We start from the raw sequence: 23,106 nt of genomic DNA, 5'->3' as shown, positions 1-23,106 counted from the left end.
ATTTTATTCAATGTTTTTTTGGTTGCATTTATTGTGGCAGCTATTTCCTTTGTTATTCAATATAAAAACAAAAAAAAAGAAAGTATTACTCAATTACAGCAGCAACATGTCTTACATCAAAAAGAATTGTTAGCTACACAAATAGAAATACAAACCCAAACCATGCAACACATTGGTCGAGAAATACATGACAATGTAGGTCAGAAACTTACGCTAGCGAGTTTATATACCCAACAATTAGCTTTCGAAAATGAAGCTTTACCGATAAGTAATAAAATTACTGGAATTGGAGAGCTTATAAATGATGCTTTGTCAGAGTTAAGGCACTTATCTAAATCTTTAACCGATGATCATATTGACACAAACGACATTTCTATTTTATTGAAAGAAGAGTTTGCTAAAATTGAAGTCTTAAAAAAATACAAACTTAATTTGAAGGTCGATTTTGAATCGATACCATTAAATTATCAAGCTAAAAGCTTATTATTAAGAGTTGTGCAAGAGTTTATCCAAAATAGCATTAAACATGCTTCTTGTAAAACAATTTCGGCAACTTTAGTTAAAAACGGCAAGCAATTAACATTAACTTTAAATGATGATGGTAAAGGTTTTAATGCTGAAAAACTGGCGGAAAAAGGTATTGGTTTAAGCAACATAAAAAAAAGAATAGCTTTAATTGGCGGTAGTTATTATATGGAAAGTAAAGAAGGGGATGGAACAAAATTAACCATTGAAATTTCGATATAAAATGAAAACTCGTATTGTAATTGTTGATGATCATATTTTAATTGCAAAGGCATTAAGTGCCATTTTAGCAAATTTTGAGCAATTTGAAGTGCTTTACGAATGCGAGAATGGCAAGGATTTGCAAGAAAAATGTAAACATCCTAGAAATGTTCCCGATGTGGTATTGTTAGATATTAGCATGCCAATAATGGATGGTTTTGAAACTGCAGCTTGGCTTAAAGAAACCTATCCCGATGTTTTAATTATGGCTTTAAGCATGCAAGATGATGAAAACAGCCTAATAAAGATGATTAAAAGTGGTGCTAAAGGGTATTTGCTAAAAAATGTACACCCTACAGTATTGGCAGATGCATTAAATCATCTAGTTAAAAATGGACATTATTATCCAGATTGGGCTGCTAGTAAATTATTTTCGAGTATTAGTAATGGAACCAAACAATCCGATAAAAAAGATTTTAACGATAGAGAAAAAACGTTTTTGCGTTTTTCAGTTACCGAAATGAGTTATAAAGAAATTGCCAACCAAATGAATTGTAGTACAAGAACTGTTGAAGGCTATAGAGATAGTTTATTTGAGAAATTAGAACTAAAAACACGTGTAGGTTTAGCTGTGTATGCTATGAAAAATGGCTTCGATACTTAAATCGTTCTACTAATTCTTATAAAATAGATCAAATATAGATTTTAAGCGTTCGGTGCATCATTCTTAGGATAACCCTCTTCATCTAGGTCGTCTCTATAATCTTCTTCAGTACGGGCAAGGATTTCATCTTCTGGACTTAACAATACACTGTCTCCATCATTATCAATATGCATTCCTAATTCTTCTAATTTATCGTTTACTTTTTCTACATCAGTCGCATATTCATCACCAACATAAGGGTTTGCTTCATCGAAAGTAGAATTATCATCTATAGAGCCTGTTGCAACAGTTTCATAAGGCATAGGATGATCATAATCTTTATCCTCTCCTTTTACATCCAATTCATAGCTCTGTTTATTTTCATCAAAAGATAAATCGTTAAAGTCTTTAGTTTCCCCAAGATCGCTTGGATGTAATTTGTCGTTAGCTGGTCTAAAATTTTGATTTTCTGTACTCATGGCATATTCGATTTAGGTATGAATATAACGAAATGATTTGGTTATTTGTTTTAATAAATAAGTTGACTACATTTAACTAAGTAATTAGTTATTCAAATGAGAGGCTTATTAATTATAATTTTATTTATCATTTTTTATGGCTTTTATGTATTGTTCACTCAGATTTTATTTGGTGAGAATAACCTAATTATGATAAAAGGACAGCTTTATAATAAGCCCATTAATAGCGTTGAGGATATATTGATTAATGATAAAACTATTAAATGTGCAGTACTAAACTTTACTTTGAGAGGTGATAAAAGACTCTACTCTATAAAACTAAATATCGATAGAGTATACCAAGGATTTAATGCTTTAGCTGGGGTGAATTTATCATTAGAAAATTCTGGGCAATTAAAAGTTTGGATAAAAAAATCTGATTTCAATTTAATTAGACCAAAAGTTTATTCCGTAGAAGCTGACGATGTTAACATCTATAATCAAACTGACAAACCAGGCAATAATGCAAAGCTATATAGCTTTATTGCTTGTTTAGCTTTGCTTTTTGTATCTATTTATTATTTACTGAATAATTATGCCGTTATTTCTGCCAGATTGAATTATCACTAAATTAACTTTAACATTTTTAGCAGCTGATAAGCATTAATTTCTCCCGCAGATTTACGCTAATGACGCAGATTTTATTCTTTTCTGATCTGCGAAATACCCAATATCTGCGGGCAAAAAAATATAAAAACAAAAAAGTCGTAGCTTTTAGCTACGACTAATCTATGATATTGGATGGTGAAACAATTATTACCTAAGGAAATTTATAATCTTACAAACTTGCCAAAGTTGTATTTAAAGTTTCACTTGGTCGCATTGCTTTGTAAGCCAACTCATCATTTGGATGATAATAACCACCAATTTCTTGAGGTTTGCCTTGTGAGGCAATCAGTTCCTCAGCAATTTTGCTTTCGTTTTCAGTTAATGCTTTTGCCAATGGCGCAAATCTAGCTTGCAAATCAGCATCTTTTGTTTGTTTAGCTAATTCTTGAGCCCAATATAAAGCTAGATAGAAATGAGAACCACGGTTATCAATAGTTCCTAATTTTCTGCCTGGAGATTTATCATTTGCTAAGAATAATGCATTTGCCTCATCTAAAGCATCAGCTAAAACTTGTGCTTTAGCATTGTTTTGAGTTTGTGCTAAATGCTCTAAAGAAGCTTGTAATGCTAAAAACTCACCTAATGAATCCCAACGTAAATAACCTTCTTCTATAAATTGTTCGATGTGTTTTGGAGCAGAACCACCAGCACCAGTTTCGAACAAACCACCACCATTCATTAATGGAACAATAGATAACATTTTAGCAGAGGTTCCTAATTCTAAAATTGGGAATAAATCTGTTAAATAATCACGTAATACGTTACCAGTTACTGAGATGGTATCCAAACCTTTTCTAATTCTTTCTAAAGTATATTTAGTTGCTTCGACTGGAGCAAGAATTTGAATATCTAATCCGTTAGTATCATGGTCAGCCAAATATTTTTTCACCTTAGCGATGATTTCTCTATCGTGTGCTCTGTTCTCATCTAACCAAAAAACTGCTGGCGTAGCTGATAAACGAGCTCTATTTACTGCTAATTTTACCCAGTCTTGAATCGGTGCATCTTTAGTTTGACACATACGGAAAATATCGCCTTTTTCTACTTTTTGGTCGAAGAACACTTTACCTTCTGCATCAGTTACACGAATTGTTCCTGTTGCTTTTGCTTGAAAAGTTTTATCGTGAGAACCATATTCTTCAGCTTTTTGTGCCATTAAACCTACGTTAGGTACAGAACCCATTGTAGTTACATCAAAAGCGCCGTGTGCTTTACAATCATCAATTGTCGCAGTATAAACACCAGCGTAACAACGGTCTGGAATTAAAGCTGTTGTATCTTGAGATTTACCTGCAGCATTCCACATTTGTCCAGATGTACGGATCATTGCAGGCATAGAAGCATCTACAATAACATCCGATGGCACGTGCAAATTAGTAATGCCTTTATCAGAATTTACCATTGCTAATGCCGGACCATTTGCAATAGCCGCAGCTAAATCAGCTTCAACTTCAGCTTGTTTAAGATTGCCTGCAATTTTTGCATAAACATCTCCTAAACCATTGCTGGTATCAACATTTAATTCTTTGAACAAGTCAGCATATTTTGTAAATACGTCTGCGAAATAAACTTCTACAATTGCACCAAAAATAAGTGGATCAGAAACTTTCATCATTGTTGCTTTTAAGTGAGCAGACAATAATGTCCCTGCTTCTCTAGTCGCCACAATCTCTTTAGCTACAAAAGCTTTTAAAGCTGATAAACTTAAAGCAGAGCTATCAATCACCTCACCTACTTTTAAATTAGCTAAACCTTTTAATTCAGTTACAGCACCATCTTCGGCAACAAATTCTATTTTAAATTGAGTAGCATCTGCTACAGTTACAGATTTCTCTGAACCATAAAAATCGCCTTCACTCATACTAGCTACGCGAGTTTTAGAATCTGCCGACCAAGCACCCATTGAATGTGGATTTACTTTAGCATAATTCTTAACGGCTTTAGGCGCTCTCCTATCTGAGTTACCCTCACGTAAAACTGGATTTACAGCTGAGCCTAATACTTTGCCATATTTAGCTTTGATGGCTTTTTCTTCTTCTGTTTGTGCGTTATCAGGATAGTTTGGTAAAGCGTAACCTTGAGCTTGCAACTCGGTAATTGCGCCTACCAACTGTGGGATTGAAGCAGAAACGTTTGGCAATTTGATGATGTTAGCTTCTGGAGTGGTTGCCAAAGCACCAAGCTCGGCTAAAGCATCGCCTATTTTTTGATCGTCTTTTAAATATTCTGGGAAGTTTGCTAAAATTCTTCCTGCCAATGAAATATCTCTGGTTTCTACATCAATACCTGCCGAAGCGGTAAAAGCTTGCACAATTGGTAATAAGGAATAAGTAGCCAACATTGGCGCTTCGTCTGTTTTGGTGTAGATTATCTTTGATGTAGTTGACATAATTTTGGTATTTATTTAGGTTGGATGGGCAATGAAATTAACCCTTTTCTTAAAATCGCCTAAAGATAAAATAATCAGATGAAATTAAAGACATTGAATTGTTAATTAAGGATATAATATGATTTAACCACATAGACACATAGTTTTTGCTGAATAAGCAATATTGCCCTTTTATAATTATAAACTCTTGTAAGATTTCCTAAGATATTTTAAAACATATAACCAAATTCCATTTTTTTTATAATTTAGCATTCAATCACCAATCAAAATTATCCCTAAAGTTTTTATTGATTATTTAGATACTACCGTGTCTTTAAACAATATGATTTTAAGGTTTTCGATTTGATTGCCCTTTGATTCTATTGCTTTACAAACATAGCAAGCCTAAATGATCACATTGATGATATAAATTTTAGGCTTAATATGAACGAACAAAACTTAGAGCAACTCTTAAACAGTGGCAACTTTTCAGCTGCATTAACACAACTTACAGCTGGAGAAAAACTCCCAAAAACAATTCAGGATTTTAATAAGGCGCAAATCCTAGATAACTTATTTAGAGCAGAGCAATACACAATCATTAATCATTTTATTAAAGACAAAACCATAGAAACTGATATTTATGAGTTTGATAAATTTGATAAAAGTGTATTCCAAAGTGTGGTTAGGCATTTAAAAACTGATGAACAAGGGTTAGCATTTTTTAGGGAGTTTATATCAAAATTCGAAAATCTAAATGACGAAGTTAATTCGCATACTTTATTAGGTTATTTCTTACAACAACTTGCTTCTGTAGAACTGATTGAAATATTAATAGAAGCGGGTTGCGATGTAAATTTCAAAAACAATGCAGAGGAAAATTACATCCACCAGGTGGTGAAAAATAACCAAACTAAATACAGCCTTGATTATGAAGAACAGCAACAATTACAAAAGGCGTACATTGAAATTTTATTAAAAGAAGGTTTAGAAATTGACGAAGAAAACGTAGTAAAAAAAACGCCTTTAATCTGTGCAATAGAGTTTCACAAGCCTTTCTTTTTAGCTTTCCTTTTAGAGAATGGCGCCAATCCAAACCATCGTGACAATACTGGAAATACAGCATTCTTTTATGCGGTAGAGCAAATCAGCAAAGTGCAGAAATGTACACCATTATGCGTGAGTTTAACTTGCCACAATTTGATATCATTAATAAAAATCAGGTTACACTTTTATTTGAGTATGTAAGAATGATGAACCATTCAGAGAGCGGAATTAATTTACTGAAGCAACTTATTGAAGATGGTGCAGACCTTTACCAAACCAATATTTATTATGGAGAAGAAATAACAGCATTAGATTTAATAGCAGAAAAATCTGCTGAGGTTTTAGCCATTGTTTTAGAAAGTGGGCAGGTTGACATTAATAGAAATGATGATCAAGGAAATACACTTTTACATAAGGTATGTGCTTATAACGTGAATTATGATGCAGAAAAAGCCAAAGAAACTTACAAAAAAGTAAAACTGCTTATAGAATATGGTGCCGATACCACTGCAACAAACGACCAAGATCAAACTGCATTGATGTTGGCTTCTGACGATAACCTGAAAATAAAAACTGTAGAACTTTTAATAAAACAATCTAATTAGAAAAATATGTCAATGTCATTTATAATTGCCTGCGAAAGTGGCAAACGAAAAATAGCCGAGCTTTTATTGGCTAATAAAGAAGTTGAAATTGGTTATACAGATGAAAAAGGCAGAACAGCTCTGCATTATGCCGCACATCGTGGATATTTGGACTTGGTACAGTTATTAATTAGTGAGGGGGCAACATTAGACTATGAAGACCATGCAGGTGAAACACCTTTCTATTTTGCCTGCCTTCAAAAGCAAAAACAAACTGCTTTATACTTATTAGAAAAAGGAGCAAAAGTTAGCATTAACGATTTGAAGGGAAATAGTTTATTGCATTTGTGTGCGCAAAACGGTCAAATAGAAGTGCTTGAAAAATTGTTAGAGAAAGGAATGGATGTAAATATTGAAAATAATGAAGCAGAAACTCCATTATTAATTGCAGCCAGCTCTAGAAATAAGGAAGTTTTGCAAAAACTACTTGAATACGGCGCCAATATTAATGCGGCAAATAAACAAGGAGATTCTGCATTGCTTTTTGCTGTAAAATCAAAAAATACAGCAATGGTGGAGGTAATTATAGAAAGGGGCGGAAACATTAACCATACTAATCATTTAGGAGAGTCAGCTTTACTTATTGCTTGTCAGGATGCGAATAGGATGTTAACCAAAATCTTAATTGATAGAGGTGCTGATGTTTTTGTGTCTTCTAAAAATGGCCTATCTCCTATTTGGTATGCCTGTGCAAATAATCAGAAAGAAATTGTAGAGTTATTTTTATCCAACGGAGTGGATGTGGATTATGCCAAACCATTAGCTAACAATACTGATTCTATGTACTCATACCTAGAATGGGTAGAAACGGCAAATAATATTTCAATTTCCGCAAGTTTTTCTTTAAATAGTACCTATGAATATGGAGGCGAAAGTATGTTACACGTAGCTGCCAAAAGTGGTCACATCAGCATGCTTAAACTACTTTTGGAAAAAGGTGCGAATATTAATATCCAAGATGAAAGCGGCAACTCGGTTTTACATTATGCAGCTGCAAATGGCAAAAAAGATGTAGTTAAATTTTTATTAGAAAAATCTGCAGACCCAAACATTGTTAATGTAAAAGAGCAAAAAGCAATTGATTATGCCAATATTAAGGGTTTTAATGAAATTACTGAGTTACTATTAAAGTTTGGCCCTGCAAATGCGACCGATGCAACATTAAAAACGTCATCTGTGGAAACAAATCTAGCACCTATGAAGAATGGCATCAGTGCTAAAAAACAAGCCTTAATGGATTTAAAAGAATTGCTGGATGCTGGCATACTTTCACAAGAGGAATTTGATACAGAGAAAACCAAAATATTGAAAGGATAATTTGAAATGATAAAATATTTATAACTTGGCAATCCTCAGTTAATAAACTAATGATCTCTAGCCAAAACCTTATTCTAAAACCTCTTTCTCACGACCAATTAATCAAATACATTGCAAATGATGATTCTTTGGAAGCGGAATTGAAATTAAATCCGACAAGGAAAATAATCACACCAGAATTAAGAGAAGCACTAGCAGAAACCATTTTGCCTAATGTTTTAGATACTGGCAAAAACCATCTTTTTTCTACCTTGTGGACAATCATTTTAAAAACTGAAAGCAGAATGGTTGGTGATATTTGTTTCGTTGGAGAGCCTGCAGAAGATGGAGAAATAGAAATTGGTTATGGAACTTATGAAGATTTTAGAGGAAAGGGCTATATGACTGAAGCTGTTGCCTGTATCATTGAATGGGCAAAAAGGCAAGATAACGTGAAATCTATTTTCGCCCAAACAGCAAAGGACAATCCAGCTTCTTGGCATATTTTAGAAAGAAATCATTTCGAAAAAGTAAATGAGGATGGGAATTTATTGAGTTGGAGATTGAGGTTTGATTAAATTATATAAAAACAAAAATGAACTTTTACAATAGAATTGAATTCAGTGACTACTTGAAATTAAATTATGTATTATTTTATAAAAAGATTGGCTCAATATTGACATTACTTCTTGGCGTTGGATTTATTACTATTTCTATTTTAGATTTTTTTGGAATTTATGACATTATAGAAGGTTACCCATCATATCAGCCTGTGTTAGGTTTAGTTATTGTTTTTTTAATGCCCTTGGCCATATATTTTTCAGCTAAAAAGAATTTCAAGAATTATCAAGTTTTAAATGGTTCAAATGAATATCAGTTTGACAATGATAATCTAAGGATAATTGGTTCTAATTTTAATTCTGAAATCAAGTTAAACTCACTTTATAAAGTGGAAGAACTTAATGGTTGGTTCATTATACATTTGGCAAAAGGTTCTACTAATTTAATCTCCAAAAAAGCATTAAATGAATATGAGATTGTAGCACTTTGTGAAATATTTAAAAAATTGAAGAATGTTAAGATTAAATTAGAAAATTAATCAAACATTGAAACTTAACTTTTCAATTAACCAATATGTTAGAAGAAAAACTTTCTATTACGAACCAAAATATCGAGCCTCAATACATCATTAGCTTAAACAAGTTTATCTTCTTATCGGTTATTACTTTTGGACTTTATAGCATTTGGTGGTTTTATAAAGCTTGGCGTTTTTTTCAAGAAAAAGAAAATACAGACATTATGCCTGCTATGAGAACTATCTTTGGCATCTTCTTTTTAATTCGGCTATTTAGTAAGATAATTGATTTTGCAAAAGCAATGAATTATCAAAAAAACTATTCGCCAAACTTACTTTTTATTGGATACTTGTTAACGATTTTATTGTCTTATTTACCCGAGCCGTATGGACTAATATCAATTTCAGGATTTGGATGGTTCATAAAACCCTTCAAAGCATTAAACTATGCAAAACTGAATGATTCAGGATACGAAGTTATTTTGCAAGACCGTTTTAATACAAGACAAATCTTCTTAATTGTTGTTGGTTCAATTTGGTGGTTATTAATATTAGCTTCAATTGCGATTATACTTTCGCAACAAAATGAATACATCGCTTATTAATGCCATAAACCAGAAAACAACTTCTAAATTTGAATGTTAGCAATCAACATTCTTAATTCTTATTAAATGAAAAATCAAGTCCTGCGTTTAGCTTTAATATCAAGCACTATCTTATTGGGTAGCTATAGTAATTCAAACAGTCAAACTACACCAGCTGCAAAAGTAAAAACAGGCGTAGGCAAAACTTATGAATTACCTGAAGCAGATACAAAAGCTAGTAAAACAAATTTCAGTAAAGTTGTGGCTTGGCCTGAAGGCAAAACGCCAATAGCTCCTGCTGGATTTGTGGTTACAAAATTTGCAGAAGGAATGAAAAGTCCTCGAAATATTGTAATTGCACCTAACGGAGATGTTATTGTAGTACTTTCTAATTCGCAAAGAACTAAGGTGGAGCAAGCTGCCAATGAGATAAGTGGCAAGGCGAAATCTGAAGTTCAAGGAAAAAGTGTAAATACAATAATGTTATTCAGAGATGCTGATAAAGATGGGAAACCTGAGGTAGTCTCTACTTTTTTAACAGGGTTAAATCAGCCTTATGGCGCAGCTTTTATTGGTAATTCATTTTATGTGGCCAATACAGATGGTGTTTGGATGTATCCTTACAAAACAGGAGATACGGAAATTACAGCTGCTGGAAAAAAGATTTTAGAATTGCCAGCAGGCGGTTATAATAACCATTGGACAAGAAACTTAATTGTAAAACCAGACCAATCCAAAATTTATGTAACTGTTGGTTCTGGAAGTAATGTAGCAGAACGTGGTTTACCAAATGAGATTAGAAGAGCAAATATTTTAGAGTTTAATCCAGATGGTACTGGAGAAAAAATATATGGAAGCGGTTTACGCAACCCTGTTGGAATGGCTTGGGCACCAGGAACCAATGCATTATGGACTGCGGTAAATGAGCGTGACGGATTAGGTGACGATTTAGTGCCAGATTACATTACTAGTGTTAAAGAAGGTGCTTTTTACGGCTGGCCATTTTCTTATTTTGGGCAGAATGAAGACCCTCGTTTGAAAGGTCAAAACCCTGAGTTAGTAGCAAAAGCACTTGTGCCAGATATTCCTGTTGGGGCACACACAGCTTCTTTAGGTTTAGCTTTTTACACTGCTAAAAAATTTCCATCTAAATATCAGGGAGGTGTTTTTATTGGTCAGCATGGGTCATGGAACCGCTCGCAGTTTGTTGGCTATAAAGTAGCCTTTATTCCGTTTAAAAACGGGAAACCTACTGGACAATTAGAAGATTTTTTGACTGGTTTTGTTAAGGATGAAAAAGAAGTTTACGGCAAACCTGTGGGTGTAGCAGTTGCACAAGATGGGGCTTTGTTGGTAGCCGATGATGTAAGTGGCATTATTTGGAGAGTGGCGGCAAAATAGTCTTCTTACATTGCCGTCATTTCGACAGAGCGCAGCGACGAGAAATCTATTGTTGGCATAATTAACTTAAAGATATCTCCTCACTATGTTCGTTCGATATGACGCAGACTAAAATATTAAAACCTTGAAACAAACACAAACTGCGTTTTTAATTCTAATATCAATCAGCGTTAAGGCGCAAACTGATACCGTAAAAAAGTTAAATGAAGTTACGGTTAAAGGCTATTATAATACGCAACCTTTATTGAGGTCAATTGCTTCGGTTAGTAGTTTGGAAAGCAATCAAATCAAAAACCAATCAAACAGTGCTTTAGTAGGTTTGGTAAATACTGCACCGGGTGTTAGAATGGAAGAACGCTCACCAGGTAGTTATCGTTTATCTTTACGTGGCAGTTTATTGCGTTCACCTTTCGGGATAAGAAATGTAAAAATTTACATTGACGATTTTCCCTTAACGGATGCTGGTGGTAATACCTACCTTAATTCTTTAGACGTTGCGGCTGTAGGAAGTTTAGAAATTTATAAAGGACCTGAAGCTAGTATTTTCGGTGCAAATACAGGTGGTGCAGTTTTAATTAATTCATCCTTAAAAAAAGCGAATGATTTAAATTTATCAACAACTGCTGGATCTTATGGTTTATTCCATCAAACCGCAAGTTTAAATCAGGTCACCAAAAATTACAATTTTAATTTTACAGGAGGTTACCAACAAAGTGATGGTTATAGAGAAAATAGTGAATTAAAAAGAAGATATATCCAAACTTCACACCTGTGGGATTATAGTCTAAAAGGTAAGTTAAAAGCTTTTGTTTTTTACAGTGATTTAGATTATCAAACTCCAGGGGGATTAACCGCAGCACAATTAACTGCAAACCCAAAAGCCGCCCGACCAGCTACGCCAACTTTGCCTAGCGCCATCACCCAAAAAGCAGCTATTTATAACAAAACCTTTTTTGCTGGCCTGTCTAACAATTATAGTTTTAATCAGCACTTTAAACACGTTATTGCGTTATTCACTTCAAATACAGACTTCAAAAACCCTTTCATCACCAATTACGAGAAGAGAAAAGAAAGTACGATTGGCTTAAGAACATTTTTAGAATACTCGACAATCGTTAAAAATATTAAATACAATATTCAAGGTGGTTTAGAAAGTTCGAGGACTAAAACCGACATTCACAATTATGGCAATGCACAGGGTGTTGCTACGAATTTAACAGCTTCAGATGATTTAAAAGCACATCAAGATTTTGGCTTTTTAAGGATAAACCTTGACATTAAGCAAAAGTTATTGATTGAAATGGGTTCAAGTTTAAATTTCTTCGGCTACGATTATCAAAGTTATGTCCCTATTGCTGTTGCTGAAAAACAAAGAAGTTTTAAAACAAGGTTGATGCCGAAGCTTGCAGCATCTTATTTGATTGATTCGAACCTAACTTTTAGAGGATCTGTAAGTAAGGGTTACTCGCCTCCTACCTTAGCCGAAGTTCGTTCATCAGACAATATCATCAATAATGGTTTACAAGCAGAAGCTGGATGGAATTATGAAACTGGTTTACGTTATCAGACTAAAAGCAAGCGCTTTTTTGCTGATGGAAGCGTATTTTATTTCAATTTAAAAGATGCCATTGTAAGAAGGTTAAACACTAACGATGTTGAATATTTCATCAACGCAGGTGGCACAAAACAATTTGGCGCAGAGTTTCAAATGAGTTTTTGGGTAATTAAAGCCAATCCAACTCAATTTTTAAATGGATTACTAGTTAGAAATAGCTTTACTTATAGTCACTTTAAATTTGATGATTTTAAAAATGCTGGACTAGATTACTCTGGCAATAAATTAACTGGTGTGCCAAAACATACAATTGTAACTAGCTTGGAGCTGAACTTTAAAAAAGGAATTTATTTGTTTGCACAACACAATTATACATCAACTATTCCTTTAAATGATGCTAATACGGTTTTTGCCAAGAAGTATCATCTGGCAGATCTAAAAACAGGAATAAGAAATTTGAACATCGGTAAAACTGTTTTGGATATCTCGTTTGGAATTAACAATCTATTTAATCAGGATTATAGTTTGGGTAACGATTTAAACGCGGCGAATAATCGGTATTTTAATCCTGCTATGAAAAGGAATTATTATGCGAGTGTAGGAATTTCATTATAAGATTATCCACAGCTTGTCCCGATTTTTCTTATCGTGTGGACACAAATATTGGTTTCTTTTTTTGCCTCTATGCCGGCAGGCATCAAACTTTTGAAGCATCAAAAGTACGCAAAAATGCTTGTCAATCCCCTTAGGTGCCTTTTCACTGGCCCTTACTCATCAAAAAAACAGCGGCACTTTGTTTTGTTCGTCGGTGATAAATGAAAGTGAGTGTATGAATGAGCACAAAACCACTGCGTCTGAGGTTTGGTAGTGCTGTTTTTTCTTTTGTGCTACTGTTTTTTTGATTGGGCTGGCACTGGGGATTGACGGTCGTACTTGGCTAGAGACACCAACATTATGAATGGAACCTAGCATAGCCCACAAAACAATGAGCAAAAAAGATGTGTTCACACGATATGATTTTTCGGGAGATAAAAAGGATAAACACAGATTTAGGTTTTTTAATCGCAAAGGAAAGAAGAGCGCAAAGAAATAAAAGACTTTGTGTGCTTTGTGTCTGGGTGGCTAAACCTCACCCTGTGAAAGGACCGTGAATAGGCAAAATGCAATACTCCCTCTCCTGAAAGAGAGGGATTTAGAGGGACAGTGGTTTTTAATCTAGTGAGGTAAAAAACTGCAACAAAAAGGTTTGGTGTGCTTTGTGTCTTGGTGGTTAACCTCACCCTGTGAAAGGATTGTGATTAGGCAAACCGCAATACTCCCTCTCCTGAAAGAGAGGGATTTAGAGGGAAGTGGTTTTTAATCTATTGAGGTAAAAAAGACTTGGTGTGCTTGGTGTCTTGGTGGTTATTTCATTAAAAAATGGACACAAACAAATCCATGTTTATCTGTGTCCATCCCTGCCTGCGGCAGGCATTGTGGTTAAAAACAAAACTAATTTGCTACTTCTAATTCCTTCACCTCAACCTCGTCTACCACAATATCTGTGATGTAACGTTTACTACCATCTTTAGCTTCATAATTGTTGTTTTGCAACCTGCCTTCGATTGTAAAACGTGTACCTTTTTTAATCTTTAACTCTGCGATATCTGCTTTTGCTCCCCAAAAGGTCAAAGAAAACCAATTGGTTTTTTTCACTTCTTCACCTGCTCCGTTTTTATAGCTTTCATTTACTGCAATGTTTACACGTGCCAATTTCTGATTACCACTTACCACTTTTAACTCTGCATCACTACCTGCAAATCCGCTCAATACTACTTTGTTTACTACGTTTTCCATGATCTTTAAAATTAAGTTTCTAATTATTTAACGAACAGCAATCACCATGACTGCCGACAACACAAAGGTGCAAACAGCTGCTAAGTTTAGTCGGATTTTAAACATTTATAACCGTGTATAAACGTTTAAACACGACTAATCTCCCTCTAAACCAATCAAAAGGCCTTTTTCAAATTCTTTGTTTTTTCATTTTTTTAGTAGTTTTAATCATCACCCTGTGCAAAACAAAAAATATGGAACGTTTATGTCTCGACTGCAACGCCGTTGTTAATGGCAGGGCTGATAAAAAATTCTGCGACGACCAATGTCGCACCAATTACAATAACCGCTTAAGAACTGAAGACAACAGTTTCTTAAACGAGGTTAATCGGGTCTTGAAAAAGAACCGAGATATTCTGCGACTCAAAAATCCTGATGGTAAGGCTAAAGTGAAACGAGAAGTCTTACTTCGAAAAGGCTTCGACTTTAATTATCATACTCATACTTATGCCACACAAAAAGGAACGACTTATATTTTCTGCTATGAGCAAGGTTATCTTCCGTTGGAAAATGAGGAGGTTTTGTTGGTAAAAAGGGAGGAGAAATAATGGCCGAAGAGAAAGTAACTTGGAGAGCCGATTTAGTAATACACAACGGACAGAACAGAATTGCGATCTATTTTAAAAAAGACATTGATTTAATAGCTAGAGTAAAAAAATTAACTGGCGTAAAATGGAGCCAAAGCTTAAAAGCTTGGCATATTGCCGATAATAAGAAAAACAGGGAAAGATTTAACTTAAGAATTGAAAAAACACAAGACTTAAGTTTAGACAAAGTAGACGCACTATTAAACTTTGAGCAATGGCTTTTGGCTAAAAGGTATAGCTCTAACACTATCAAAACTTATTTGGATGCAATTAAATCTTTCTTTAAATTTTATGACAATAAAGCCTTAGATAAGATTGATAACGCTGATGTAATTGTTTACCACAATGAGTTCATTTTAAAAAATAAGCTATCATCCTCTTATCAAAATCAAATTATTAATGCAATTAAGCTCTATTTTTCAATAATTAAAGAAACTGTAATTGTTATCGAAAAAATACACCGCCCAAAAAGAGAAAACCTTTTGCCAAACGTTTTAAGCAAAGAAGAAATAAAGGAAATATTGAATGCTCATGGCAATATTAAACATAAAACGATGCTTTCGTTGATTTATAGTTGTGGTTTGCGCAGAAGTGAATTGCTTAATCTAAAACTTAATGATATAGACTCGAATAGAAATATTGTAATAATCAGACAGTCTAAAAACAAAAAAGATAGAATTGTACCCTTGAGCCCTAAAATATTGACGATGCTTCGCGATTATTATATAAGTTACAAACCAAAAATATGGCTTTTTGAGGGACAAAATATTGGAGAGATGTACAGTGAGAAAAGCTTACAGAGTATTTTGAAACAGGCTTTGGTTAAAGTAAAAATCACGAAGCCTGTAACCCTGCATTGGCTTAGACACAGTTACGCTACCCATTTACTAGAAAGTGGAACTGATTTAAGGTATATACAGGAATTATTGGGACATAACAGCAGTAAAACAACCGAGATTTATACTCATGTAAGCACAAAAAGCTTGCAACAAATTAAAAGTCCGTTTGATGATTTATAATTTTTTTTTCAATACTTTTATCAAAAAGGATGACATCTATCAGACATATCTTCAAGAAATTGGGTGGATAGGTCTGACAATGTCAGACCTATATGCAAGTTAGGTGCAATTCTGGGCGCTAACCTTTCATGGCGCTAACCGTTCCAGTTTTCTATGTAACCGTCGACACCTTAAAGCGCCGAAAGTTAAATTTGGCTAGCTACTAAAGTTGTGTAGATTAGTGGATGCTTTTACAAAAACTATGAATTGGATTAAAAAAACATTTGCGAACCCTTTTAAAATTTATCTCTACGGAATTATACTTTTCCTAGGATTTTGTGTTATAGGAGTTCCAATCCTAAGCATGGGGCATTCTGGGGGAGAACAAGTTCCTATGACTCTTATTGCCTATGCTTTAAACTACTTCATATATGGGCTCTTTTTTATTAGCATTTTAACTTCAATCCTATTTTGGAATTGGTTTAAAAAGTATTGGTACATTAATTTGATAATATTTATTTTAACTGGAGTTTTAATAGTTCCACCATTAGTGACAGAAATATATGATGACAGACAACCTGATTTGACAGTAAAATATCCAAGACCCGTATCTAAAACTGTATTCTTTAAAGATAGCCTTAATGCTGAATTAGCTATTGACTGTTTAGTACTACTCTATAACAGAACAAGTGGCCTAACCGATATTAGTCATGGAATAATTGACACCATCATTTATTCACCGGCTGGAAATGAAATTTTTATTATTTACGCAAAAAAATTTAACCCTAATAATTTGGGAAATAATTTAGATCTAGCGTATCTGTCCGCTGACAAAAGAGGCAAGAACAATGAATGGGAATTAGAACCTAGATTACATTACAGAACTCAATTGAGTGGGAGTTACCAAACTATGCAAGAATTGAAGAGTTCTGTAAGAAAATTTTATTTTAATGAGTATAAATTTAAGCCCACTGACAGTCTAGAAGAAAACTATTTTTGGAAAACAAAAAAACGATAACTGATAACTGCACCTAACAGCGCCTTGGCAAAAGTGGCGGAAAATTCTTCTACAACCTTTCAGATCTTTTAGTAAATTTATCAAAACCGCCACCATTCGCCAAGCCGCAAAACGTTATAGGGCATTTTAAGACGACCGAAACAATGACAAGAATAATTACAATTTTGACATTTTTACTGCTGACAACTTGCGAAGTTTTCGGACAGACAGATACGACCTTTAAAAAGGCAGACCACTACAAGACCAAGCGTTTTGACGTTGCAATTTTTCCCTCGAATTATCTTGACCTTATTCCCGGACAACGTTTCACACCCACAAGACAGGAAATTAACCAAGCAGAAATTTCATTGGCAACAGACTTAAAGACCTTAAATAATCAATTGGTAAATCAATTCTCAACACCTATTATTCATAAAAAATTGCATAAATATAAGCGACAATATTTTGGCTATATTGACAAAAATGGCGACAGGATTTTGCTCATTAACTGTTTTTGGGCAAAGGACAAATACGACACAGACCGTTGGTTAACAAGTAGAATTTTGGTGCTTGACGGTGGTAGTTATTATTGGAACGTAAAGTTTAATCTTGACAAAAAACAACTCTTAGACCTTGACATAAACGGTTACGCTTAAGATGGATTTTCTTGGACAAATACTATGGTTCGCTATGTTTGCAACGCCAATCTTGACAATTACCTTAGCTTGGCGACTTATGGAGACGAAGAAGGTTTATCGAGTAATCATTGGACTTATCTTCGCAATGATACTTTCGTTTTTTCTTTATCATATTAGTTTAGCAATTATATTTAGAGATGGAATGGGACCTAGTTGACAAAACAAAAACGCCCTATAACATCGGTTTGGCAATATGGCGGGTTTAGTGCAGAATTCAAGTTCAGTTCTTCGATTGAGCGTTTGTGCAGAACCGAAAATTTGCGCTTCGATTTCCGCCACATCGCCAAGCCGAAAAACGTTACCTGCCATTTTACCCAAAACTAAAAACTAACAATAAGATTAAAACTAATTTTTATGAACAGATTATTAATTATCATATTTTGTTTAAACTCATTACTTTTCAATGCCCAAATAAATAATAAAAAACAGAAAACAGAATTGACAATTATTGGAACTGTACATTTCCCTACAAAAAATATAAATAAGGATACCATTTATTCAATTTTAGAAAATCTAAAACCTGATATAATTCTTATGGAATCAGATATGACAAATTTCAATTCAGATTTTACATTTAAAAATACTTATGATGAAAATGAATGGAATGCAATTGTTAAATATAGAACCAATTTTAAGAATACATTATTTAGACCAATTGAATTTGAAGGAAGAAACGATTACAGAAAACAAAATGGAATTCAAAATTCTGATGTTGTTTTGAATGAAATAAATATTCTTGATTCACTAAATATTCTCTCTGAAAAGCATAAAAAAATCTGGTATAGATTTGTTGAATTGTCAAATTCTCTAAATGAATTAGACAATAATTCGTTGAAAGAAATAAATTCAATTTCTACAGAAAATTTAGTTAGAGAGCGACAATTTTACCAATATCAAAAACTAAAAGAAATTGTAGATGAGAATGACGAATTCGCTAAATTAAAGATTGAAACTGCAACTAAAGATTCAATTTCATTCAGAGAATTATATAAAAGATATTGTTACTTTGAGGAGTTAAGAAATAGAACCATAATTGACAATATTTTAAAATGGAAAAATAAATATCCTAATAAAAAAATTGTTGTTCTAATAGGTTTCTATCATAAATATTTTTTAGTAAACGAATTGAAGTGGAAGCAAAAAGAAAACAATTTTGAAATGAAAGAATATAATAAATAAAAAAACGGCAGGTAACAGGCGTTTGGCAAGATTGGGGTTTTGGGCTGAATTTAAAGGTGGTTTTGTACTTGCAAAGTTCAGTCTTGAACCGAGAGTTTAGTTTTCCTTAATCCCCAACCTCGCCAAGCGCCGGAACGTTAGTGGCAATGCGGTGCGACCCGAAAAACATTTGCGTCCTATTTGAAAATTCAACGTCATACAGTTGGACAAAATAAATTCCGAACAAAAAAATGACAACAGAAGTAACAAATATTTGGACTGACTTTCACAAAGAACTAAAAGCATTCATTTTAAATAAAACACGAAATTCGGCTGACACAGACGACATTTTGCAAGAAGTTTTTATTAAAATAATTCGCAATATGGACAAAGTAAATCAAGCCGAAAATTTGAGACATTATTTGTACGGAATTGTACGAAATGCAATCAACGACTATTTTAGAAACAGAAAGCAAATAGTTGACAATGCAGAAATTGAAGAAAAAATAACCGAAGAAGAAACCCAATCATTGAACTCTACAATTGCTGAATGTTGTATAAAACCATTTATCAACAAGTTGCCCGACAATTACAGAGATGCTTTATTGATAACGGAATTTCAAGATATTTCACAAAAAGATTTAGCAGAAAAATTAAACATTTCATATTCAGGAGCAAAATCAAGAGTGCAACGAGGGAAAGAAAAACTCAAAGAACTCATTTTAAATTGTTGTGCTTATCAAAGCGACAAGTACGGAAACTTAATTGATACCGAAGATAAAAATTGTGGATGCTCATAGGTTGCGTCTATTTCTAAACTTTACTGTCATACTATTGCAGATAATTTTGTCTGTAACTATTTAATTTTTTTCAAAATGAAGAAAGGAGCAATTATTGCTTTTGTGGTGTTGGCTACTTCACTTGCTGTTTATGCAGGTGTAGGAAACAACAAAACAACAGAAAAAGCAAAAACTGAATGTTGCGACAAATCAAGTTGTTGTCCGAGTGGCACAACCAACGATGACTGTTGCGATAAAGGTTGCGAATAAAATTCGCTTTATGAAGTGAGCCTAACGGCTCACTTCATTTTTTTTGCGTCTTTTTCAAAGTGTTCAAGTGTTACTATCAAATGGCGATGTTGCCATTTTTTAAAAAGTAAAAAAATGAATACAGAAGAAATTAAATCAGAAATCAAGAAATCCTATGGAGATATTGCAAAAGGAAATATCCAAGTAGGTTGTTGCTCAACGGACACAGCTTGTTGCACAACAGACGAATTTAATAACTCAATGACAGAAGATTATTCTAATGTAGAGGGCTACGAAAAAAGTGCAGACCTTTCATTAGGTTGCGGGCTTCCAACTGAAATTGCAAACATTCAAGAAGGCAACACTGTTATTGACCTTGGTTCGGGAGCAGGAAATGATGCTTTTATTGCTCGTAGAATTGTTGGAGAAAATGGAAAAGTAATTGGCATTGATATGACACCAGAAATGGTTATTCGTGCCTTACAAAACACTCAAAAATTAGGCTACAAAAATGTAGAATTTGTTTTAGGCGAAATTGAAAATATGAAAGAAGTTTCAAGCAATATAGCCGATGTAGTAATTAGTAACTGCGTTATGAACCTTGTGCCTGACAAAGAGAAAGCTTTTAATGAAGTAAACAGAGTTTTAAAAGTTGGTGGACATTTCAGCATTTCTGACATAGTTTTTCAAGGTGCAATTCCACAAGGTGTTTTAGAAGCCTCTGAAATGTATGCAGGTTGTGTTGCAGGTGCAAGTGATAAAGGACAATATTTAGGCGTAATCAAAAAAGCAGGTTTCAAAAATATTCAAATTAAAAAAGAACGACTTATTGAATTACCTGACGAGCTTCTTTTAAAATACATAAACCAAGAAGAACTTGACAACTATAAAAAATCAGGTTCGGGAATTTATAGTGTAACAATTTATGCAGACAAATTAGAAGAAGGAAACTGTTGCGACACGACAGAAAATGGTTGCTGTGGTAGTGAAACAAAGACGGACACTAAAACTGAAAAAGCGTCTTGTTGTGGAACGACAGCAAGTACAAACGGAACAGGTTGTTGCTAAAAAGATGCACTGCCACTAACAGGGGTTTTGCGATATTGGGGCTTTTGTGCTAAATTTGAGCATTGGATTTCTATTGAACATTTGTGCTAAATTGAACATTTGTACTTTGAATTCCCCAACATCGCAAAGCGCTAAAACGTTAGCCCCAATTTTATAACAACACCAACCGATATAGCCATTAAATAAATTATATTTGGTCAACCTCAACAACCATGATAGGCGACCACGAAAGATATGACTTATTTGGCAAGACACTATTAGAAGTTTTAGTGTTAAAGCCACCTTTTAATTATGAAATGCCCGCAGCAGAAAATGCTTGTTTTCATTACATGTTAGAGAATGAAATGCGTTATAAAATTGATGAGAAAGAAGTAAGTATTGCAAACAACGAATCTGTGCTACTTAATTGCAGAACCGTAGGCAATAAAATGACCAGCACAAATACTGCAACCCAAAACAAATTGGTTATTGTTCATTTCCATCCAGATATCTTAAAGAAGATTTATGATAGAGAAATGCCAACATTATTGCAGAAACCAAAAAATGCAATTTCAAATAAAACCAGTGAAAGAATAAATAACGATTTTCTAATCCAGAAATACATAGAAGGTCTTTTGTTCTATTTCGAAAATCCATCGCTGGTTAATGAGGATATTCTTGTATTAAAATTAAAGGAAATCATCATTTTACTCTCGCAAACTAAAAATGCCGAAGCCATTCAGATGATATTATCTCAATTGTTTTCGCCCACTATCTATTCTTTCAAACAAATTATAGCCGCCAATCTTTTTTCGACCATTACACTTGATGAACTAGCGGATTATTGCAATCTTAGTTTATCATCGTTTAAACGAGAGTTTGCAAAACACTATAACGATACCCCAGCCAACTACATCAAAACCAAACGTTTGGAAAAAGCGACCGAATTATTAACGATTTCCGACAAACGCATTACAGACATTGCCTTTGAATGTGGCTTTAATGATTTGGCAAATTTCACCAAGAGTTTCCACGATAAATACAGCATTACCCCAAGCAATTACAGGTTGAACCAAATTGCCAAATAATTGAACTGATTCGCAAAAAGCCTTTCTCTTTTCTATCCAATATTTGCATTGTCAATAACGACATCACATATTAAAAAATAGAAAACATGAAACGTACAGCAAAAGCACATTGGGCAGGTAATCTAAAAGAAGGTAGAGGCGAAATAACTACACAAAGTGGAATTTTAAACAACACAAACTACAGTTTTAAAACTCGTTTTGTGGGAGAAGAAACTGGCACAAATCCAGAAGAATTATTAGCAGCTGCACATGCAGGATGTTTTACAATGGCTGTTAGCGCTGCCTTAACAGAAAAAGGATTAAATCCAACAGCATTAGACACAGAAGCAACAGTGCAAATGGAAGGTTTGTCTATCACTTCAGTACATCTTCATATTACTGGAACGGTACAAGGTTTAAGCGCAGCAGAATTTGAAGCCATTACTAAAGGAGCTGAGAAAAACTGCCTTATCTCTAAAGTATTGAGCATACCGATCAGTTCAGAAGCTCACCTAGAATTTTAATCATAGCAACTTAAATCATGGGACTATCAACGCTAGGGATTTTTCATACCATCATTGGTATTGCAGCCATTGTTGCAGCAGTGGTATCGTACATCAAATATGGCAAGATCAATTTGGCCGAATTATCAGGCAAAACATATTTATACAGCACTATCATTACCTCGTTAACTGCCTTGGGCATTTCAAAGCATGGCGGTTTTAACCCAGGCCATATTTTTTCGATTTTTATTTTAATTTTAGTTGTTGTTGCCTATTTCCTTCACGCCAAGAAATGGGGAAATAACCATAGTAGATATGTAGAAAATTTCCTCCTTTCCTTTAGTTTTTTCCTATCCTGGGTACCAACAATTAATGAAACCTTTACACGTGTTCCGCTAGCAAAACCTTTGGCAAAAGGTCCAACTGACCCTATTATAGCTCAAACCCTATTGGTACTCTTGGTTCTGTTTATTGCAGGCTCTATTTTCCAGTTTTTAAAACAAAAGAAAATGAATAAAGTGCTTAATCAATAACAAGTTTCAGTATCCCTCATTAGGAAATAAAAATCCCTGTTCAACTTAAATTGGATAGGGATTTTGCAATCAATAGCAAATTTGTAATGGAGATGTTAATTCAGCTTTAAATTCTATCAAACATTTGTATTAAATTCACTCTAGAATTT

25 protein-coding genes are annotated in these 23,106 nt (G+C 33.8%); 22 read left to right on the top strand and 3 right to left on the bottom strand.

Annotated features, from left to right (window positions below):
- The first annotated feature begins 33 nt into the window (after positions 1–33).
- Together R2Q59_RS19320 and R2Q59_RS19315 are read left to right on the top strand one after the other, a co-directional pair.
- Entirely contained in the window at positions 34–747 is a 714-nt protein-coding gene (locus R2Q59_RS19320; protein WP_316787027.1) for a sensor histidine kinase, read from the top strand.
- Position 748: 1 nt separating this feature from the next.
- Positions 749–1,390 carry a response regulator transcription factor gene (locus R2Q59_RS19315; RefSeq protein ID WP_316771946.1) on the top strand — a complete coding sequence of 214 codons (642 nt, stop codon included), beginning with the start codon at positions 749–751 and terminating at the stop codon, positions 1,388–1,390.
- A gap of 41 nt (positions 1,391–1,431) precedes the next feature.
- Here the strand turns inward: R2Q59_RS19315 and R2Q59_RS19310 are convergent, their stop codons facing one another.
- Positions 1,432–1,848 (bottom strand): hypothetical protein, encoded by a 417-nt coding sequence (locus R2Q59_RS19310; RefSeq protein WP_316771943.1) that lies wholly within the window; start codon positions 1,846–1,848, stop codon positions 1,432–1,434.
- A 96-nt stretch (positions 1,849–1,944) separates the two neighbouring features.
- Here R2Q59_RS19310 and R2Q59_RS19305 point away from each other — a divergent pair, with 96 nt between their 5' ends.
- Positions 1,945–2,457 carry a hypothetical protein gene (locus tag R2Q59_RS19305; protein ID WP_316787025.1) on the top strand — a complete coding sequence of 171 codons (513 nt, stop codon included), beginning with the start codon at positions 1,945–1,947 and terminating at the stop codon, positions 2,455–2,457.
- Positions 2,458–2,665: 208 nt separating this feature from the next.
- On the opposite strand, the gene R2Q59_RS19300 is transcribed toward R2Q59_RS19305, so the two are convergent.
- Complete coding sequence (locus R2Q59_RS19300; protein ID WP_316787023.1) at positions 2,666–4,885, bottom strand: NADP-dependent isocitrate dehydrogenase; 2,220 nt, start codon at positions 4,883–4,885, stop codon at positions 2,666–2,668.
- A gap of 423 nt (positions 4,886–5,308) precedes the next feature.
- On the opposite strand from R2Q59_RS19300, the gene R2Q59_RS19295 reads away from it, so the two are divergent.
- The 8 genes from R2Q59_RS19295 (at position 5,309) to R2Q59_RS19260 (ending at position 13,081) form a co-directional block, all read left to right on the top strand.
- Positions 5,309–6,112 carry an ankyrin repeat domain-containing protein gene (locus R2Q59_RS19295; RefSeq protein ID WP_316787021.1) on the top strand — a complete coding sequence of 268 codons (804 nt, stop codon included), beginning with the start codon at positions 5,309–5,311 and terminating at the stop codon, positions 6,110–6,112.
- Positions 6,113–6,114: 2 nt separating this feature from the next.
- Positions 6,115–6,516, top strand: coding sequence for an ankyrin repeat domain-containing protein (locus R2Q59_RS19290; RefSeq protein WP_316787019.1), 402 nt, complete (start codon positions 6,115–6,117; stop codon positions 6,514–6,516).
- A gap of 12 nt (positions 6,517–6,528) precedes the next feature.
- A complete protein-coding gene (locus tag R2Q59_RS19285) occupies positions 6,529–7,872 on the top strand; it encodes an ankyrin repeat domain-containing protein (RefSeq protein ID WP_316787017.1) in 1,344 nt (447 codons plus the stop codon).
- 50 nt (positions 7,873–7,922) lie between these two features.
- Positions 7,923–8,429, top strand: coding sequence for a GNAT family N-acetyltransferase (locus R2Q59_RS19280; RefSeq protein WP_316771931.1), 507 nt, complete (start codon positions 7,923–7,925; stop codon positions 8,427–8,429).
- A gap of 98 nt (positions 8,430–8,527) precedes the next feature.
- Positions 8,528–8,950, top strand: coding sequence for a YcxB family protein (locus R2Q59_RS19275; protein ID WP_316787015.1), 423 nt, complete (start codon positions 8,528–8,530; stop codon positions 8,948–8,950).
- Between the two features lie 35 nt (positions 8,951–8,985).
- Positions 8,986–9,531 carry a hypothetical protein gene (locus R2Q59_RS19270; protein ID WP_316787014.1) on the top strand — a complete coding sequence of 182 codons (546 nt, stop codon included), beginning with the start codon at positions 8,986–8,988 and terminating at the stop codon, positions 9,529–9,531.
- Positions 9,532–9,597: 66 nt separating this feature from the next.
- On the top strand, positions 9,598–10,911 hold the full coding sequence (locus tag R2Q59_RS19265; RefSeq protein WP_316787012.1) for a sorbosone dehydrogenase family protein: 1,314 nt from the start codon (positions 9,598–9,600) through the stop codon (positions 10,909–10,911).
- 124 nt (positions 10,912–11,035) lie between these two features.
- Complete coding sequence (locus R2Q59_RS19260; protein ID WP_316787011.1) at positions 11,036–13,081, top strand: TonB-dependent receptor; 2,046 nt, start codon at positions 11,036–11,038, stop codon at positions 13,079–13,081.
- Between the two features lie 876 nt (positions 13,082–13,957).
- On the opposite strand, the gene R2Q59_RS19255 is transcribed toward R2Q59_RS19260, so the two are convergent.
- On the bottom strand, positions 13,958–14,302 hold the full coding sequence (locus R2Q59_RS19255; protein WP_316771917.1) for a single-stranded DNA-binding protein: 345 nt from the start codon (positions 14,300–14,302) through the stop codon (positions 13,958–13,960).
- Between the two features lie 233 nt (positions 14,303–14,535).
- Here R2Q59_RS19255 and R2Q59_RS19250 point away from each other — a divergent pair, with 233 nt between their 5' ends.
- The 11 genes from R2Q59_RS19250 to R2Q59_RS19200 all read left to right on the top strand — a co-directional run bounded on the left by R2Q59_RS19250 (position 14,536) and on the right by R2Q59_RS19200 (position 22,957).
- Positions 14,536–14,889, top strand: a complete 354-nt coding sequence (locus R2Q59_RS19250; protein ID WP_316787010.1) for a hypothetical protein — start codon at positions 14,536–14,538, stop codon at positions 14,887–14,889.
- The gene (gene xerA / locus R2Q59_RS19245; protein WP_316787008.1) at positions 14,889–15,947 is read left to right on the top strand and encodes a site-specific tyrosine recombinase/integron integrase; all 1,059 of its coding nucleotides are present in this window, start codon (positions 14,889–14,891) and stop codon (positions 15,945–15,947) included. Before R2Q59_RS19250 ends, xerA begins: the two co-directional genes overlap by 1 nt.
- 241 nt (positions 15,948–16,188) lie before the next feature.
- Entirely contained in the window at positions 16,189–16,944 is a 756-nt protein-coding gene (locus tag R2Q59_RS19240) for a hypothetical protein (protein WP_316787006.1), read from the top strand.
- Positions 16,945–17,087: 143 nt separating this feature from the next.
- Complete coding sequence (locus R2Q59_RS19235) at positions 17,088–17,579, top strand: hypothetical protein (protein ID WP_316787004.1); 492 nt, start codon at positions 17,088–17,090, stop codon at positions 17,577–17,579.
- 396 nt (positions 17,580–17,975) lie between these two features.
- Positions 17,976–18,800 carry a hypothetical protein gene (locus R2Q59_RS19230; protein WP_316787003.1) on the top strand — a complete coding sequence of 275 codons (825 nt, stop codon included), beginning with the start codon at positions 17,976–17,978 and terminating at the stop codon, positions 18,798–18,800.
- A 230-nt stretch (positions 18,801–19,030) separates the two neighbouring features.
- The gene (gene sigZ / locus R2Q59_RS19225; protein ID WP_316787001.1) at positions 19,031–19,579 is read left to right on the top strand and encodes an RNA polymerase sigma factor SigZ; all 549 of its coding nucleotides are present in this window, start codon (positions 19,031–19,033) and stop codon (positions 19,577–19,579) included.
- 75 nt (positions 19,580–19,654) lie between these two features.
- Positions 19,655–19,828, top strand: coding sequence for a hypothetical protein (locus tag R2Q59_RS19220; protein ID WP_316786999.1), 174 nt, complete (start codon positions 19,655–19,657; stop codon positions 19,826–19,828).
- A gap of 114 nt (positions 19,829–19,942) precedes the next feature.
- Positions 19,943–20,875, top strand: coding sequence for an arsenite methyltransferase (gene arsM, locus R2Q59_RS19215; RefSeq protein WP_316786997.1), 933 nt, complete (start codon positions 19,943–19,945; stop codon positions 20,873–20,875).
- 212 nt (positions 20,876–21,087) lie between these two features.
- Entirely contained in the window at positions 21,088–21,942 is an 855-nt protein-coding gene (locus R2Q59_RS19210) for an AraC family transcriptional regulator (protein ID WP_316771892.1), read from the top strand.
- An 86-nt stretch (positions 21,943–22,028) separates the two neighbouring features.
- Positions 22,029–22,445 (top strand): OsmC family peroxiredoxin, encoded by a 417-nt coding sequence (locus R2Q59_RS19205; RefSeq protein WP_316771889.1) that lies wholly within the window; start codon positions 22,029–22,031, stop codon positions 22,443–22,445.
- 17 nt (positions 22,446–22,462) lie between these two features.
- Positions 22,463–22,957, top strand: coding sequence for a hypothetical protein (locus R2Q59_RS19200; protein ID WP_316786995.1), 495 nt, complete (start codon positions 22,463–22,465; stop codon positions 22,955–22,957).
- The last annotated feature ends 149 nt before the right edge of the window (positions 22,958–23,106 follow it).

The sequence above is a fragment of the Pedobacter frigiditerrae genome (genome assembly GCF_032678705.1).
Classification (GTDB): domain Bacteria; phylum Bacteroidota; class Bacteroidia; order Sphingobacteriales; family Sphingobacteriaceae; genus Pedobacter; species Pedobacter frigiditerrae_A.
This window is presented reverse-complemented; position numbering and strand designations above follow the sequence as displayed.

Excerpts from the sequence above, each read along its gene's own strand:
- R2Q59_RS19315 (WP_316771946.1), top strand. The coding sequence starts at position 749 with ATGAAAACTCGTATTGTAATTGTTGATGATCATATTTTAATTGCAAAG.
- R2Q59_RS19310 (WP_316771943.1), bottom strand. The coding sequence starts at position 1,848 with ATGAGTACAGAAAATCAAAATTTTAGACCAGCTAACGACAAATTACAT.
- R2Q59_RS19305 (WP_316787025.1), top strand. The coding sequence starts at position 1,945 with ATGAGAGGCTTATTAATTATAATTTTATTTATCATTTTTTATGGCTTT.
- R2Q59_RS19300 (WP_316787023.1), bottom strand. The coding sequence starts at position 4,885 with ATGTCAACTACATCAAAGATAATCTACACCAAAACAGACGAAGCGCCA.
- R2Q59_RS19295 (WP_316787021.1), top strand. The coding sequence starts at position 5,309 with ATGAACGAACAAAACTTAGAGCAACTCTTAAACAGTGGCAACTTTTCA.
- R2Q59_RS19290 (WP_316787019.1), top strand. The coding sequence starts at position 6,115 with ATGATGAACCATTCAGAGAGCGGAATTAATTTACTGAAGCAACTTATT.
- R2Q59_RS19285 (WP_316787017.1), top strand. The coding sequence starts at position 6,529 with ATGTCATTTATAATTGCCTGCGAAAGTGGCAAACGAAAAATAGCCGAG.
- R2Q59_RS19280 (WP_316771931.1), top strand. The coding sequence starts at position 7,923 with ATGATCTCTAGCCAAAACCTTATTCTAAAACCTCTTTCTCACGACCAA.
- R2Q59_RS19270 (WP_316787014.1), top strand. The coding sequence starts at position 8,986 with ATGTTAGAAGAAAAACTTTCTATTACGAACCAAAATATCGAGCCTCAA.
- R2Q59_RS19265 (WP_316787012.1), top strand. The coding sequence starts at position 9,598 with ATGAAAAATCAAGTCCTGCGTTTAGCTTTAATATCAAGCACTATCTTA.
- R2Q59_RS19255 (WP_316771917.1), bottom strand. The coding sequence starts at position 14,302 with ATGGAAAACGTAGTAAACAAAGTAGTATTGAGCGGATTTGCAGGTAGT.
- R2Q59_RS19250 (WP_316787010.1), top strand. The coding sequence starts at position 14,536 with ATGGAACGTTTATGTCTCGACTGCAACGCCGTTGTTAATGGCAGGGCT.
- xerA (WP_316787008.1), top strand. The coding sequence starts at position 14,889 with ATGGCCGAAGAGAAAGTAACTTGGAGAGCCGATTTAGTAATACACAAC.
- R2Q59_RS19240 (WP_316787006.1), top strand. The coding sequence starts at position 16,189 with ATGAATTGGATTAAAAAAACATTTGCGAACCCTTTTAAAATTTATCTC.
- R2Q59_RS19235 (WP_316787004.1), top strand. The coding sequence starts at position 17,088 with ATGACAAGAATAATTACAATTTTGACATTTTTACTGCTGACAACTTGC.
- R2Q59_RS19230 (WP_316787003.1), top strand. The coding sequence starts at position 17,976 with ATGAACAGATTATTAATTATCATATTTTGTTTAAACTCATTACTTTTC.
- sigZ (WP_316787001.1), top strand. The coding sequence starts at position 19,031 with ATGACAACAGAAGTAACAAATATTTGGACTGACTTTCACAAAGAACTA.
- R2Q59_RS19220 (WP_316786999.1), top strand. The coding sequence starts at position 19,655 with ATGAAGAAAGGAGCAATTATTGCTTTTGTGGTGTTGGCTACTTCACTT.
- arsM (WP_316786997.1), top strand. The coding sequence starts at position 19,943 with ATGAATACAGAAGAAATTAAATCAGAAATCAAGAAATCCTATGGAGAT.
- R2Q59_RS19210 (WP_316771892.1), top strand. The coding sequence starts at position 21,088 with ATGATAGGCGACCACGAAAGATATGACTTATTTGGCAAGACACTATTA.
- R2Q59_RS19205 (WP_316771889.1), top strand. The coding sequence starts at position 22,029 with ATGAAACGTACAGCAAAAGCACATTGGGCAGGTAATCTAAAAGAAGGT.
- R2Q59_RS19200 (WP_316786995.1), top strand. The coding sequence starts at position 22,463 with ATGGGACTATCAACGCTAGGGATTTTTCATACCATCATTGGTATTGCA.